Genomic DNA, 14,180 nt, shown 5'->3' with positions numbered 1-14,180 from the left:
CAGACAGCAGGAATGACGTCGGCGTGTTGGCGTGATAGAGCATCTCCTACGATGCGACAGGAAATGCTAGGCGTGCCAACACAGTTCGATATGTTTTCAGATGACCAGACACCGGTGCGGGGAAAGCCTGCCGCCGAGGGCAGGGTGAAAAAAACAACCGCCGCCGCAGTCATGGACGAGGGTGATATGGTTGCGCACCTGGCCGCAACCGGCCGATACCGCATCCTGAAGAAACTCGAACCCCGGCAGACCGCTGCCAATGCTCGTTCCGAGTTTCCTCTGAAGGGTGTGATCCTGGACACGGAGACGACCGGCCTCAGCCACCGTAAAAACGAGATTATCGAGATCGGGCTGATCGCTTTCACTTTCGACGAACACGGTGCAGTCGGCGATGTCACGGGTATCTACGGCGGATTGCAGCAGCCGAGCATCTCCATTCCCGCCGAAATCACGAAATTGACTGGTATCACCGATGAAATGGTTGCGGGCGAAGTTATAGACTTGCAGGCGGTGCAGTCATTGATTGATCCCGCAGATTTGATCATTGCTCACAACGCCGGTTTCGACCGTCCGTTCTGCGAGGCGTTCTCGCCGATCTTCGCCAACAAGGCCTGGGCTTGCTCGAATGCAGAGATCGATTGGTCGGCAAGGGGTTTCGAAGGCACCAAGCTTGGCTATCTGATCGGGCAGGCTGGTTTCTTCCACGATGGTCACCGCGCCGTGGATGACTGCTTTGCTTTGCTCGAAGTGTTGGATCGGAAAGTCGATGCGGTGAGTTCGACACCTTTTGGCGAGCTTTATCGGGCGAGCCAGCGCTCCCGAGTTCGGATTTTTGCGGAAAACAGTCCCTTCGAGATGAAGGACCATCTGAAGGCGCGTGGTTATCGCTGGTCCGATGGCAGCGAAGGCCGCCCCAAATCCTGGTGGATCGAAGTCGACGAGACGGATCTGGAACCTGAGCTTCATTACCTGCGGACCGAAATATACCGATATTCGGAAGCTGACCCGTTAACGAAGCGGTTGACTGCCTTCGACCGTTTCAGGGCGTGATTGCCTTAAATCATGCACGGTTTTCTGGAGCTTTGCATTATACGCATGGCTGCGCTGCGGTCTGACCCCTAACGCGATTTCCGGGATGCTGTATATATCAACTCAACGAAGCGATGTACCTCCTCCCACAGAGCTTCGGGTTTCAGGCGACCCACTCCTCCTCCCAGGGAAGCCTGAGGGAACAGCGACACTCCTCCTCCCAGTCGCTGTTCGGTTTTTTCGAAAGCCTGCCGCACCTCCTCCCGCGGCAGGCTTTTTCGTTTCTGGCTACAGATTGAAATCAAATTGCGGCTGATACTGGGTATCGTGCTGGTCTGCTTCCGTTGAGAGTGATGACAGTGTCACCCCGAGCAAGCGTATAGAGCGTTTGAACGGATGGACGCTGGTCAACAGCGCAGACGCAGCCTCGAATACATCCACGGTATTGGCGAAGGGAAGGGGGCCGGTCCGGCTGCGAGTGGCTTGGGTAAAGTCAGAATATTTGATCTTCACCGTCACGGTTTTTCCGCTGATCTCTCTCTCCACGCAGTAGTTCCATACCTTGTCGACAAGCGGCCGCAACTCAGCAATTGCGAGTTCGAGATCGTCGATGTCTTTTACGAACGTATCTTCGGCGCCAACGGATTTGCGAACCCGATCTGGTTGAACCTGGCGGTCATCGATGCCACGGGCAATGCCGTAAAAATAGGCGCCTGACTTTCCGAAGTGCTCAGTCAGAAACACCCGCGACTTTGCCTTGAGATCGGAGCCGGTCTCAATGCCAAGCCGGTGCATTCTTTCGGCTGTCGCCGGTCCCACGCCGTGAAATTTCTTCACCGCAAGCTGCTCGACGAATGCGGGCCCATATTTTGGCGTGATCACCGCCTGTCCATTCGGCTTGTTGAGATCAGATGCCATCTTGGCGAGGAACTTGTTGTAGGAAATGCCTGCCGATGCATTGAGCCCGGTAACGGATTTGATCTTTGCGCGGATTTCCAATGCGATCTCACTTGCGATCGGCATTGCCTTCAAGTTCTCGGTGACGTCAAGGTAGGCTTCATCGAGAGACAAGGGCTCAATCAGAGGCGTGTATTCTGCAAAAATCGCGCGAATTTGCTGGGACACAGCGCGATATACCTCAAACCGCGGTTTCACGAATATGAGTTCAGGGCATTTGCGCGCTGCGGTGACAGAGGGCATGGCGGAGCGCACGCCAAATTCCCGGGCTTCATAACTTGCTGCTGCAACGACGCCGCGTGCGGCAGCACCTCCGACCGCGACCGGTTTGCCCCGCAATTCGGGATTATCCCGTTGTTCCACGGAAGCGTAAAACGCATCCATGTCGACATGGATGATCTTTCGGATCTCGGTAACGTCATTCATCGCGGTCTTGGAAGCTTAGCCGCCTTAGGCGGTATGATTTGGAAACAAAGAGGGAACATACTCTCGGTTACCGGAGATCGCAACGCTTGACCGCGAAATCGAATGCCCAATATGTCAGGGCAGGTTTATTGAGTGGATTTAAAAAGCTGAAGCAGATGCGAAACATGTTTCCGCATCTGCAGGTGCAACACCAGTGTTGCGATATCAGGATGTCTTGACGAATTCGCCGCCCTTGATGATGAAGGGCATGTGGCGGCCCTGACCGGTCAGCAGAGAGAGATCTTCCAGCGGGTTGCCATCGACCACGATCAAATCGGCGAACGCGCCAGCGGCAACGGTCCCAAGCTTGCCCTCATAACCAAGCGCCTTTGCCGCATCGAGTGTGGCTGAGCGGATGACGTCTGCAGCCGGCAGATGTTCGCCTCTGAGGACGAATTCTTCGGACTGATGTTCATGCATCTCGCCCAACAGGTCGGTGCCGTAGATCATCGTCACTCCTGCTTCATGCAGGACCTTGAGTGCGTTGAAGCCGGCGCTGCGAACATCTTCAATCTTGGCAACCGAGACAGGTGGCAGACCGAGCGAAGCGCCATCCTTGGCCAGACGATCATAGACAATGTTGGTGGGAACGACGAACGCACCACGCTCTTTTGCCAGTTTCGCTGTTTCAGGCGTGATAAGGTTGCCGTGCTCGATCGATTTTACGCCGCATTCGATTGCGCGGCGGATGGCAGCGTCCGTATAAAGATGGGCCGCGACATAGGTTTGTGCGTTTTCGGCCTCCTCGACGGCAGCGAGCAATTCTTCACGAGAAAAACCGAGATTGGCGATCGGGTCGGTTGGCGATGATACGCCGCCATTTGCCATCAACTTGATGAACTGTGCGCCAGCCTTGATTTCTTCGCGGGAGGCGCGTCGAACCTCGTCAACGCCGTCGCAGATGCGGCCCAGCGCACCGAGTTGGTCGGGGTAATGCTCAACAGATCGACGGTTGAAGCGGCCGCGATAATCGGTGTGACCACCCGTCTGAGACAGCGCCTTGCCACAGATAATCAATCGCGGGCCAATAATCGTTCCTTCCTCCAGGGCCTCAACGAGGCCGTGGTCTGCACCCCCGAGATCGCGGACCGTGGTAAAACCGCGCATCAACATCGCTTTCATGATGTTGGCGGAACGTAGTGCCACCAGCGAATTCGGCAGATCCGCATTGGAGCCGAGATCGAGCTTGGTGGCAATGACGTGCACATGTCCGTCGATCAGGCCGGGCATCACGATCTTGCCAGCGAGATCGATGATCGTATCGGCCTGTTCGCTCACGCCGCTGCGGACCTCAACGATCAGCTCGTCTCGGATCAGGATGTCGACCAAATCCGTTGGCTTATCCTGCGATCCGTCGACCACGCGTGCATTTTTCAAAAGAACTGTTGTCATTGGTATAAGCTTTCAATCGAATGTCTGGGAATGCGAGATAGGCGCCAGCGGCTAGGATTGGCGTGCGGCCTGAAGAAAATAGGGGACAAGCCACGGGGCGAGAGCCTCGACGCGGGCGACGTGAGTTTCGTCATAACTTCCGGCGCGGTGCGTCAGGTTGATCGTACCGATGCACGTCCCATCAAAGATGACCGGAACGTTGATCTGCGTGCCGCCGCCAAGGCTGGCGATCAGTTCGTGATCGAAAAACGCCCATTTTAGGCCATCCATGTCCTTGGCCAGAAAGTTTTTCTGTTCACCGATCACATGTCGGCCCCAAGGCGTGTCCGTCATCGGTTTGCGACCGGAAACGGGATAATGCTCGGTGTCGGAGGAGTAGATGCGCACAACCTCGCCGCCATCAACAGCAAGCAGGGTGAACAGGATATGGCCGACCTCTTGCTGCAGCAACGAATCGAGAGCCTGGAAGAAGGGCTCCGGCTGATTTGTCTTTTTCATCGCCTCGTAGAGGTGCATGTCAGTTTGCATCACAGATATCCTCTTGTAATCGTGGGAGCGGCCAACGCCGCCCCCGTAATCGAGATCAGGAACGTCCTGCTCAGTTCGAACTCGCGGCAAACTCTTCCGCTTCGATTTCTTCCAGTGAACGGTTCTTCGTCGGAATGCCGAGCACGAGAACCGACAATGCGCCAATAAAGAGGATCACCGTGGTCATGCCGAACACGCCGGCAAATCCGCCGATCGGGTAGACAGCGCCCACCAGGATCGGGGCGGCGATGCCACCAATGCGGCCGATTGCAGATGCCGTGCCGACGCCGGTTGCACGGATGCGGGTCGGGAACACTTCCGGCGTATAGGCATATTCGCCAGCGGCCACGCCGTTGATGAAGAACGAGAGCGTCATGGCAAGCGCGATGACCTGCGTGTCGCCGGTGGCAAACGCCAAGGAAAGAGCCGAGATCGCGGCGAGCGCCATGTAAAGGACGATCGTGTATGGGCGACCGATCTTTTCGCAGAGCCATGCGGCGGTAAAGTAGCCGGGGATCTGCGCGGCATAGATCAGGATCGAGAACGAGAAGCTTTTGGTCATCGTCATGCCACGCTCAACGAGCAGGCTCGGAATCCAAGTCATGAATGCATAGATACTGAACGTGACCGATACCCAGAGCAGCCAGGTCATGATGGTAATGCGCAGGAAACGCGGCGACAGCAACGCCTTGAAGTTTGCCATCAATGATGTGTTGGGGGTGGAGGCGACCTGCGGAGTGGAGGTGACTGGCGGCAGGGACACGCCACGTGCAGCATAATCCTTTTCGATCGCCGTGACGATTTCATGTGCTTCTTCGTGACGGCCCTGGCTTTCCAGCCAACGCGGCGATTCTGTCAGACCACGGCGCCACCACAAAACGATCACGACCGGCATGGCCGTCACGATAAGGGCATAACGCCATCCGTCATCCGAGGCCGGTACCAGGAGATAACCCAGCACTGCGGAGATCACGAAACCGAACGAGAAGAATGCTGCAAGTGATGCGGTAAACCGGCCGCGATACTTGGCGCCAACGAATTCCGAGAGGAACGGCGCAATGATTGCAGCTTCGGCGCCCATGCCGATGCCACCGATGACACGGAGAGCAAAGAACTGGTGCCAATCGTTGACCGCAGCGCCTGCAAGGCTTGCAAGGCAAAAGAGGACCAGCGCCCAGAGCATGACGTTCTTGCGTCCGTAACGATCACCGATCGCCCCGGCAATCAGCGCGCCAATCAGAAAGCCGACGTAAGTACTGCTTGCCAGATAGCCGACCTGAAGGCTGGTCAACTGCCACTGCGCACGCAGGGCCGGAAGCAGGAAGGCAATAATGCCCGCGTCCCAGGCTTCAAACATGTAGCCCAGGCCGCCCATCATCAGCAGCTTATATTGGAAGCGTCCGACTGGCAGCCTCTCAAGTCTTGCAGCAGTATTATACATTTTCGGTCCCCGATATATGGTATGACCGCGTCCCGCACATGTGGCGGATCGCAGGCGCGCTGTTTTGTCGCGCAACATTTTTTGCACGGGATGATTTGATAATGCAATACGCAAAAAACGCTGCAGACACTTTTGCAGAGTCCCTGGAGGACTGGTTGCGCAACCTTGACGAGAGATATTCTCTCACTCCGGCAGCCCATGAAGTGGTGCAAGCCGTCATCAATGATCCTCGTCATGCCTCGTTTGCATCTGCTGCTGACCTTGCGCAGAAAGCCGAAGTCAATGTCGCCACCATCACTCGAACAGCGCAAAGCCTTGGTTTTTCGGGGTGGCCGGACTTACGTCAGGAAATCCGAACCCGTTTCATGAGCAAACTGTCGGCACCCGAAGTCAGCGTTGTTCATCAACAGGAAAGCGGAGCCGACCGGCCATTCGACGCGGCTCTCAACCGCCAGATTGAACAGTTGACGGCGTTGCGCAGACGCACGGACAGGCAATCTGTCCGGGACGTTGCAAAAGTTATTGCAGGCGGAAAGCGTCGTATCGTGCTTGGCTCAGGCAGTTTTGCATCAATCGCCAATATTCTCGCGCACCACGCGACTCTGTGCGGTTATCGTATGGAACTTGCGACAGACGGCGTGATGATCGCAAATGCGTTGGGCGACGTCAAAGAAGGCGACGTCGTCATCATTGTGACCTTCTGGAGGCTCTACAATTCTGCCATCCGGGCGGCTCGCCAGGCGAAGGCGAGGGGAGCAACCACCTGCATCATCACCGATGCAGCCGTTGATGCGCTGGCTGAAAACGGCGACTATGTTCTCCTGGCGCCGGCGGAAAGTACATCATTCTACACAACCATCATTCCCGGCATCAGCCTGGTTGAAGCAATCTCGGCGGAACTGGGAGCGCTCGATCCTGAGATGAGCGCGCGCTCCATCGCAAGTTTCGAAGAGCAGTGGCAGGATCAGGATCTGCTGTTCACGAAAACGGCTCCGATGGCAGGAAAGCCGTTTGATACGCTTTGAGAGCTGTCAGGATTTCAGGCCGCCTCATTCCGCATCAGGAGATTGCCTTGCGTCACCACGCCGGTTGCATTGAGGTGTTCGTCGAAAAGGCTGAGGTTTGCCGAATATCCTGAGGCAATACGGCCGAACCTCTCCTCGACGCCAAGCGCTCGCGCCGGATTGACCGTCGCCATCTGCAAGGCTGTCACCGCATCAACACCCGTGAGCTTTATCAAGGTCTGGAGCGATGTATCCATGGCAATATGGGCACCCGCCAGGGTGCCGTCTGCGCTAGTAAGACGGCCATCAGCGAGGGAGATATATCGACTGTCCAGATTAAAGCCCGACGATGTGCCTGCCAAAGTCATCATCGCATCCGTCACCAGGCAAAGCCGGTCAGCGGCGGAACGCACGGACATTGTCAGGGCTTGCTCGCCGACGTGGAAGCCGTCCGCTATGATGCCGGCGAACAGCCGATTGCCACCCAGAACCTCTGATACGATGCCGGACACGCGACTGGTTGGCGCAGGCATTGCATTCCAGAGATGAGTAGCGCCACGGATTTTTGTCAGATCGGCCTGCGTTGCTTCCGAATGCCCCGCAAAAAGGACAATGCCGCTCGCAGCGAGACGCTCGAGATGACTTGCGTTTTGGCACTCCGGCGCAAGTGTCAAAAGAATAACACCCGGAAAATCTCGGGCCTGCTGTTCCAGGGCGAAGACATCCTCGTCCTCAAGCGGCCGTATCGCCGAGGGGTCGTGAATGCCCGGTCTTGCTGGCGAAAGGAAAGGCCCTTCAAGATGGATACCGATCAGGCCCGGAACGTCTGAGGAAATCGCCTTCCTCACAGCGTCGATCGCATCAAGATAGGACTGGCCATGCGCGGTGATGAATGTGGGAAGAATGGAAGCGGTTCCGCCCTGACGAGCACCCCAGGCAATTGTTGCCAATGCTTCCGGCGATGGCGAGAAATTGAACTGTGTATCCGCCGCGCCGTTTATCTGGATGTCGATCATGCCGGGGCTTGCAACAGCGACCCTGACGGCGTTGCCTGTTAAGCGGTCCTCGTCTGAGGTGGCTTTGACGGATCTGATTTGGCCATCACGAACAACGATCGTCTGATTGCCAAGAAATGACGGCGAAATACCGTCATAAAGGCGGTCGCAGAGGATGAGAATGTCAGTCAAAGCGTGTACCCTCCCCGTTGGGATGCACGTGATGATAATAATCTGTCAGGCGCAGTTTTGAAGACGCCGCGACATCCAGAATGACTGTCGTGTGAGGATGAAGCTGAAGGGCCGATGCCGGGCAGATCGCCGAAAGTGGACCCTCGACCATATCCGCTACAGCTTGCGCCTTTTCAATGCCAGTGGCGAGCAAAAGGCATTTCTGCGCATCGAGAATGGTACCGATTCCCATCGTGATCGCGTAACGGGGCGTCTCTTCGTCCGCTGAAAAATACTGCCTGTTTGCGTTTCTGGTGTTTTCAGTCAGCGTTTTAACGCGCGTGCGCGAACCCAAAGACGACGTGGGTTCGTTGAAGCCGATATGCCCGTTCTGACCGATGCCCAGGAGTTGCAGGGTAATGCCACCGACTGCGCTGATGAGTTCCTCGTATTCATTGGCTTCGGTGTGTACGCAATCCGGTTTGCCGTGCGGCAGATGAGTGCGAGTTTCATCAATGTCGATATGGCTGAAAAGCGCCTCGCTCATATAGCTATGGTAGGAGCAGGGGTGTTCAGGGGCTATTCCAACATATTCATCGAGGTTGAATGTCGTGACCTCGGCAAAGGACAGGCGTCCATTGCGATGGAGGTCAACGAGACGCTGGTAGAGCGGGAGCATGGTGCCACCGGTTGCGAGCCCGAGGACGGCTTTTGGGCGCGCGGCAACATGTGCCGAAATCACGTCGGCTGCGCGGTCTGTCGCCGCATTGCGGTTCGGACAAATGAGAACTTTCACTCTTTTTCTCCTTTGGTCAAAAGGACGCCGAGAAGCGCGCTGTCATGGCCAAGTGCGGCTGGTACGACGGCGACGCGGAATAGCTCCGGCTCCGTTTCCAGATTTGACAGGACACGTTGCAAATATCCCGGAGCAAGCCCGACGCTGCCGCCGAGAGCAACGCGATCAAGCCCGAATATCGCGTTCAGGTCGGCGCAAAGCCTTGCGATGGCTGCCGCGGAGCAATCAATGGCTGCACGCGCGAGAGGAGTGTCGGCTTCAAATGCGGCCTTCGCATCCGCCGTTTCGGCAGCACGTGCAATGGCCCGCCCTGACGCAGTCGACTCCACCGTTCCCGTACGGCCCGAGCCGCAAAGGTCCCTTCCAAGCGGGCTCGACACAAAGCCAAGATGCCCAGCCAATCCATTCGTGCTTTGAACCGGACGACCGTTGAGAACGATCCCGCCGCCGACGCCGGTGGATACGGTGAGATAGGCAAAATGATCGACACCCTTGCCGGCCCCCAGTTTTGCCTCCGCCAAGGCAGCAGCTGCCGCATCATTCATGACGCTGACATTGTTTCCGAACCTGTGACGCAAGCTTTCGAGCAGGTTTTCTCCGCCAATCTGCGACAGGGTTCGAGCATTGACAGCCTGCCAACGTCCCGCAGCATCGACACGTCCAGCGACTGCAACGCCAAGCTTGTCTCCAGTTTGGAAACCCAGCTTCCCTAGCAGTTCAGCCATCACATCGATCTGTTGGCTGATGGTTGCATCACCATTCGTCGGTGCCTGCAAACGTGCGTCTACCCGGCCGGCGATGACACGTGCAACGGCGGTTTTGGTGCCGCCGAGGTCAATAGCGTATCCTTCGATCATGGCGTTACCCGGACAGCATCCGCGAACCAACCCGTGACGACCTCAAGCCTTGTCAGAGCGCTTCCGACCGTTACCGCATCGGCTCCGGCCTGCATTGCGAGAGCGGCAAGACCGGGAGAGTTGATGCGGCCCTCGGCCATGACGAAACCGGATCCAAGGGTCTTGAAGGCGCCAATCAGGTCGAGATCGGGGCCTTCGTTGAGGTTTTGGGTTTCAGCCGTGTAGCCTGACAGTGTGGTCCCGAGGATGGAAGCGCCTGCGGCAAGAGCTCTCTGTCCATCTTCGAGCGTAGCGCAATCTGCCATGGCGAGGCGTCCCGCTGAAAGGATCGCCGCGAGAACCTGTTCGCAGCTGTCGGTGCGCTGTCGCGGCGTGGCGTCATAGGCGATGATATCGGCTCCCGCGTCCACAAGTGCGAGAGCGTCGGCTTTCGTCACGGTGATGCGTACAGGGCTGTCGGGCAGGTCAGTTTTGACAATGGCGATGACAGGTACATCGACAACCGGACGCACGGCACGGAGATTGTCGACACCCTCGATCCGCAATGCGACGGCACCTCCGGCAACTGCAGCCCTGGCCATGGCCGCGACGATTTCTGGCCGGTCCATTGGGCCGTCGTCCACGGGCTGGCAGGATGCGACCAGTCCACCGCGCATTCGTTCCAAGATGTTCATGTTCATTTCGAGGCACCTGTCGATCTCAAGTCAGCGGACGGGCGCGAACCGTGTCGCGCCCGTATGGTCTTACTGCTTATTTCAGCAGGCCGACGTCTTTCAGAATCGTGTGGATACGAGCAAGAACAGGCGCGTCGAGCGGCTTGATTGGCGCGGTCATCGTTGGCGTTGAAAGCAGCCCGATAGCCGCCATCGCTGCCTTGAATGCGCCTACGCCTGCTGCGTCACCGGAGCGTCCTGTCGGGCAAAAGACGATTTCAAACAGCCGGTTGAGGTATTCCTGTTCGGCGACTGCAGCCTTGACGTCACCGGACTTGGCAGCGTTCCACAGGCGGACATAGGCGGCAGCGTCAACATTTGCGAGACCCGGAACAGCACCGTCAGCGCCAACCAGTGCCATTGCGTCCACGACGACCTCATGGCCGGTGAAGAGTGCAAGCGGGTGTCCTGCGGCTTCGTTCATGGCAATCAGGCGACGGAAACCGACGTCGTCGCCGGAGGAATCCTTCACGCCGGCCAGAACGCCTTCGGTGCCGAGATCGACCAGAAGCTTCTGGGAAAGCTTGCGGTGGACGCGCACAGGAATGTCGTAGGCGAAAAGAGGGGCGTCGATGGCGGCACGGATGGCTCTGAAATGATCCGCGATCTCGCCCTCGTCACTGATGGCATAGATTGGCGCCGTCGCGACGATTGCATCCGCACCAGCATCCAGCAATTTGCGCGCGCTTTCGGCCACACGCGCGGCGGTCAGATCTATGGCGCCAGCGATCACTGGAACGCGTCCGGCCGTCGTGCGGCAGACGGCTTCGACGATAGCGATGCGATCGGCATCCGTCAGATAGGCAACCTGACCGGTCGAACCGAGCGGGAAAAGGCCGTTCACGCCAGCGGTGATCAGGTGCTCGACCAATTTCTCCAGATCGGCATAGTTCACGCTGCCGTCGGCATTCAGAGGGGTGACAATCGGAGGAATGATTCCGTGGAAAGATGTATGGGTCATGGTGATCCAGATTTTGTGTGGTTAAAGAGGAGTGGGAGCACTGAAGGGCGCATGCAGCAGGCTGGGTGCGGCCTCCAGAAGCGTTTTCGTGTAGGCTTGGCTTGGGGTGTCCAGGACCTGATTGCTGGGACCGAATTCCACGATCTTGCCATTGCGCATCACGGCGATTTCATCCGAGATGTGGCGCACTGTTTGAATGTCGTGCGATATGAAAACCATACCCAGTCCGAGTTCTCGCTTCAGATCCTGTAGAAGGTTCAGGATCTGCGCACGTACCGATACGTCGAGAGCCGAGGTCGGTTCGTCGGCAACAATGATCTGCGGCTCAAGCGAAAGTGCCCTGGCGATGGCGACACGCTGGCGTTGCCCGCCCGAAAGCTGAGCGGGGATGGCATCCAGCACCGACTGCGGCAGGCCAACCAGCGATACAAGCTCGGATACTCGAGTGCGACGGCTCGCTGCATTGCCGATACCATGGACCTCAAGTGGGTCTGTCAGCGCGTCGCGCACCAGCATTCGTGCGTTGAGGGCGGTCGCTGGGTCCTGAAACACGACAGAAACGAGACGCCCCATACGTCGACGGGTGGCGGCATCGAAGCGACGGACCGGTTGGCCGTCAAATAAAACCTCACCCGAACTCGGCTGTTGAAGGCCGATCAGCACTTTGGACGCGGTCGATTTGCCAGAACCGGATTCCCCGACGATGCCGAGGGTCCGCCCCTTGTATACGGCGAAAGACACATGATCGACCGCACGAACAAAAACGGGCTTGGAGAATGTTGTGGCCCGGACTCCGAAGTCGACACAGACATCGCGCAATTCGATGACCGGTTTTACCGCATCTTGTGAGAGGGACTGGATACTCATGCGACGTCCTCCTTCGGTGCGATCGGGTCATCATCTGGATGGGCGGCATAAAAGTGTCCGGTTTGGCCAACCTGTTTCATGACAGTGATCACACCGGCGTTGCGCAACGGATTTGACGAACGCGGAGCAAACCGGTTGCCGGGCGGAAATTCACTGGGAGAAGGGACAGTGCCGCGTATCTGGTGAAGTCTCTCAGCACCGGCTTCGATGCTCAACACAGCGCCCAGCAGACCACGGGTATATTCATGAACCGGCTGCGCGAGCACGTCGCGGCTTGGGCCTTGCTCAACCATCTGGCCGGCATACATTACTGCGATACGGTGGGAAATCTCCGCAACCAGAGCCAGATCGTGCGACACGAATACCATGGCAAAACCCAACTCTCGGCGTAGCTTGTCGAGAAGCTCGATAACCTGCTTCTGCACGGTTACGTCGAGTGCGGTCGTCGGCTCGTCGGCAATGACGAGTTTTGGATCTCGGGTCAGTGCCATGGCGATCAACACGCGCTGCCGTTGCCCGCCGGAAAGTTCATGCGGGTAGGAGTTCAGTGTGCGTTCCGGATCGAGGCCGACGAGTTCGAGCAGGTCTTTGGCGCTACGAGTGCCGCCTCGCACCGTGAGCTGCTTCATCTGCGAGCGGATCAGCATCGCCGGATTGAGCGACGACAGGGCATCCTGGTAGATCATTGCGATACCTTTGCCACGCAGGGCATTGCGTTCACGCTCTGTCATTGTCAGGAGATTGCGACCTTCAAAGAGGATTTCGCCTCGGATGCGTGCTTTGGGGTCGAGCAAACCCATGATGGCGAGCGACGTGATGGACTTGCCGCAGCCCGATTCACCGACAAGAGCGAGCGTTTCGCCAGGTCGAACGGAGAAGGAAACGTTGTCCACCACATCGACATTGCCATGCCGTGGGAAGGCGATGCTGAGATTTTTCACCTCGAGCAATGGCTGTTGTTCGCCTTCAAAATGCGGGCGATCGCTACGGGCGCGTTCGATTGTGCGTAAAGCGTCAAGACGTTGCTGTAGAGAGGCAGGCTCGTTGAACGAGGATGAAGAATGGGTGCGGTCGGGTTGCTGTGCCTGAACGTTGTCTGTGGCGGCAGCAACTGTTGCTGCATTCACTTTAGAGCGGGCGCGCGGCGCCGCCATGGCATCGGTCATGCCTTCTGCCAGGATATTGAGGGCGAGAACAGTCACGGTAATAAGTGTGCCGGCGAAGAAGGTCGGCCACCAGGCTCCCGACATGACGAGTTGGCGGCCTGCCGCCATCACGTTGCCCCAGGAGGGCTCCGGATCTGGGACGCCAGCCTGGATGAAGGAGAGCGAAGCTTCGAACACGATTGCGTCGGCGACGAGTACGGTAGCAAAGACCAGGATGGGGGCCAGACAATTGCGGGCGACGTGCTTGATGAGAATACGTGGCGTTGATGCTCCCATGACCCGCACGGCGGCCACATAGTCCTCACCGTATTGGCCAATAATATTGGCGCGGATGACGCGCGTTAGCTGCGGGGTGTAGAGGAATGCGATCGTCAGGATCAGAACCGGAAGAGATTGCCCAAAGACGGTGACGAAAACGACGGCCAACGCAATTCCGGGGAACGACATGATCATGTCCAGGACGCGCATCAGCGCCTCCTTTACCCACCAGCTTGCAGTGGCCGCGATTGCGCCGAGAACAGATGCGGCCAGCAGCGCGACCACTGTCGCTCCGATGCCGATGATCAGAGAATAGCTTGCGCCATAAAGCAGTCGGGAGAACACATCTCGACCCTGCCTGTCGGTGCCAAACCAGTAGGTTGCGTCCGGGGCGGAAGGGCCACGTGTCAGTCCGGTTGCCAGTGGGTCGTGTGTGGCGACCAGGGGGGCCAGAGCCGTCATCAGAAAGATGAACAGCAGGATGGCCAAAGCGATCTTTGACGCAGCCGGGAGCTGGCGCAGGCCTGACAGGCGCGAGCCGGGTGTCGAAAGCCTTTCTGTGAGTTGAATTCTAAGCACT

13 protein-coding genes are annotated in these 14,180 nt (G+C 57.7%); 2 read left to right on the top strand and 11 right to left on the bottom strand.

The annotated features are described in order from the left end of the window. The first annotated feature begins 63 nt into the window (after positions 1 to 63). Positions 64 to 1,050, top strand: coding sequence for a 3'-5' exonuclease (locus ACIQT8_RS06995; RefSeq protein WP_400964847.1), 987 nt, complete (start codon positions 64 to 66; stop codon positions 1,048 to 1,050). A 267-nt stretch (positions 1,051 to 1,317) separates the two neighbouring features. Here the strand turns inward: ACIQT8_RS06995 and dinB are convergent, their stop codons facing one another. The 4 genes from dinB to ACIQT8_RS06975 form a co-directional block, all read right to left on the bottom strand. Beyond that, the gene (gene dinB / locus ACIQT8_RS06990) at positions 1,318 to 2,412 is read right to left on the bottom strand and encodes a DNA polymerase IV (RefSeq protein WP_400964538.1); all 1,095 of its coding nucleotides are present in this window, start codon (positions 2,410 to 2,412) and stop codon (positions 1,318 to 1,320) included. Positions 2,413 to 2,616: 204 nt separating this feature from the next. Next, positions 2,617 to 3,843 (bottom strand): amidohydrolase family protein, encoded by a 1,227-nt coding sequence (locus ACIQT8_RS06985; RefSeq protein WP_400964537.1) that lies wholly within the window; start codon positions 3,841 to 3,843, stop codon positions 2,617 to 2,619. Positions 3,844 to 3,894: 51 nt separating this feature from the next. Next, on the bottom strand, positions 3,895 to 4,371 hold the full coding sequence (locus tag ACIQT8_RS06980) for a GAF domain-containing protein (RefSeq protein ID WP_400964536.1): 477 nt from the start codon (positions 4,369 to 4,371) through the stop codon (positions 3,895 to 3,897). A 70-nt stretch (positions 4,372 to 4,441) separates the two neighbouring features. Then, the gene (locus ACIQT8_RS06975; protein ID WP_400964535.1) at positions 4,442 to 5,812 is read right to left on the bottom strand and encodes an MFS transporter; all 1,371 of its coding nucleotides are present in this window, start codon (positions 5,810 to 5,812) and stop codon (positions 4,442 to 4,444) included. 101 nt (positions 5,813 to 5,913) lie between these two features. Between ACIQT8_RS06975 and ACIQT8_RS06970 the strand changes: the two genes are divergently transcribed. Beyond that, positions 5,914 to 6,837, top strand: a complete 924-nt coding sequence (locus ACIQT8_RS06970) for a MurR/RpiR family transcriptional regulator (RefSeq protein ID WP_400964534.1) — start codon at positions 5,914 to 5,916, stop codon at positions 6,835 to 6,837. 14 nt (positions 6,838 to 6,851) lie between these two features. Here ACIQT8_RS06970 and nagA read toward each other — a convergent pair whose 3' ends face one another. The 7 genes from nagA to ACIQT8_RS06935 form a co-directional block, all read right to left on the bottom strand. Beyond that, positions 6,852 to 8,003: an N-acetylglucosamine-6-phosphate deacetylase gene (gene nagA, locus ACIQT8_RS06965; RefSeq protein WP_400964533.1), complete on the bottom strand. Its 1,152-nt coding sequence runs from the start codon at positions 8,001 to 8,003 to the stop codon at positions 6,852 to 6,854. Further along, entirely contained in the window at positions 7,996 to 8,778 is a 783-nt protein-coding gene (gene nagB / locus ACIQT8_RS06960; RefSeq protein ID WP_400964532.1) for a glucosamine-6-phosphate deaminase, read from the bottom strand. The genes nagA and nagB overlap by 8 nt, the downstream gene beginning before the upstream one ends. Next, the gene (locus ACIQT8_RS06955) at positions 8,775 to 9,635 is read right to left on the bottom strand and encodes an ROK family protein (protein WP_400964531.1); all 861 of its coding nucleotides are present in this window, start codon (positions 9,633 to 9,635) and stop codon (positions 8,775 to 8,777) included. The genes nagB and ACIQT8_RS06955 overlap by 4 nt, the downstream gene beginning before the upstream one ends. Continuing rightward, positions 9,632 to 10,309 (bottom strand): N-acetylmannosamine-6-phosphate 2-epimerase, encoded by a 678-nt coding sequence (locus ACIQT8_RS06950; protein WP_400964530.1) that lies wholly within the window; start codon positions 10,307 to 10,309, stop codon positions 9,632 to 9,634. The genes ACIQT8_RS06955 and ACIQT8_RS06950 overlap by 4 nt, the downstream gene beginning before the upstream one ends. Positions 10,310 to 10,385: 76 nt before the next feature. Next, entirely contained in the window at positions 10,386 to 11,309 is a 924-nt protein-coding gene (locus ACIQT8_RS06945; RefSeq protein WP_400964529.1) for a dihydrodipicolinate synthase family protein, read from the bottom strand. A 21-nt stretch (positions 11,310 to 11,330) separates the two neighbouring features. Then, entirely contained in the window at positions 11,331 to 12,176 is an 846-nt protein-coding gene (locus ACIQT8_RS06940) for an ATP-binding cassette domain-containing protein (protein ID WP_400964528.1), read from the bottom strand. Then, positions 12,173 to 14,179 (bottom strand): dipeptide/oligopeptide/nickel ABC transporter permease/ATP-binding protein, encoded by a 2,007-nt coding sequence (locus ACIQT8_RS06935; RefSeq protein WP_400964527.1) that lies wholly within the window; start codon positions 14,177 to 14,179, stop codon positions 12,173 to 12,175. Before ACIQT8_RS06935 ends, ACIQT8_RS06940 begins: the two co-directional genes overlap by 4 nt. Position 14,180 lies beyond the last annotated feature (1 nt).

The organism is Agrobacterium sp. NPDC090273 (assembly GCF_044772305.1).
In the GTDB taxonomy this organism is placed as follows: Bacteria; Pseudomonadota; Alphaproteobacteria; order Rhizobiales; family Rhizobiaceae; genus Agrobacterium.
Note: the sequence above shows the minus strand (reverse complement) of the source record. Positions and strands in the feature narration are given on the sequence as shown.

Coding starts and splice junctions, on each gene's coding strand:
- ACIQT8_RS06995 (WP_400964847.1), top strand. CDS start 64: ATGCTAGGCGTGCCAACACAGTTCGATATGTTTTCAGATGACCAGACA.
- ACIQT8_RS06945 (WP_400964529.1), bottom strand. CDS start 11,309: ATGACCCATACATCTTTCCACGGAATCATTCCTCCGATTGTCACCCCT.
- ACIQT8_RS06940 (WP_400964528.1), bottom strand. CDS start 12,176: ATGAGTATCCAGTCCCTCTCACAAGATGCGGTAAAACCGGTCATCGAA.
- dinB (WP_400964538.1), bottom strand. CDS start 2,412: ATGAATGACGTTACCGAGATCCGAAAGATCATCCATGTCGACATGGAT.
- ACIQT8_RS06955 (WP_400964531.1), bottom strand. CDS start 9,635: ATGATCGAAGGATACGCTATTGACCTCGGCGGCACCAAAACCGCCGTT.
- ACIQT8_RS06970 (WP_400964534.1), top strand. CDS start 5,914: ATGCAATACGCAAAAAACGCTGCAGACACTTTTGCAGAGTCCCTGGAG.
- ACIQT8_RS06975 (WP_400964535.1), bottom strand. CDS start 5,812: ATGTATAATACTGCTGCAAGACTTGAGAGGCTGCCAGTCGGACGCTTC.
- ACIQT8_RS06950 (WP_400964530.1), bottom strand. CDS start 10,309: ATGAACATCTTGGAACGAATGCGCGGTGGACTGGTCGCATCCTGCCAG.
- ACIQT8_RS06980 (WP_400964536.1), bottom strand. CDS start 4,371: ATGCAAACTGACATGCACCTCTACGAGGCGATGAAAAAGACAAATCAG.
- ACIQT8_RS06985 (WP_400964537.1), bottom strand. CDS start 3,843: ATGACAACAGTTCTTTTGAAAAATGCACGCGTGGTCGACGGATCGCAG.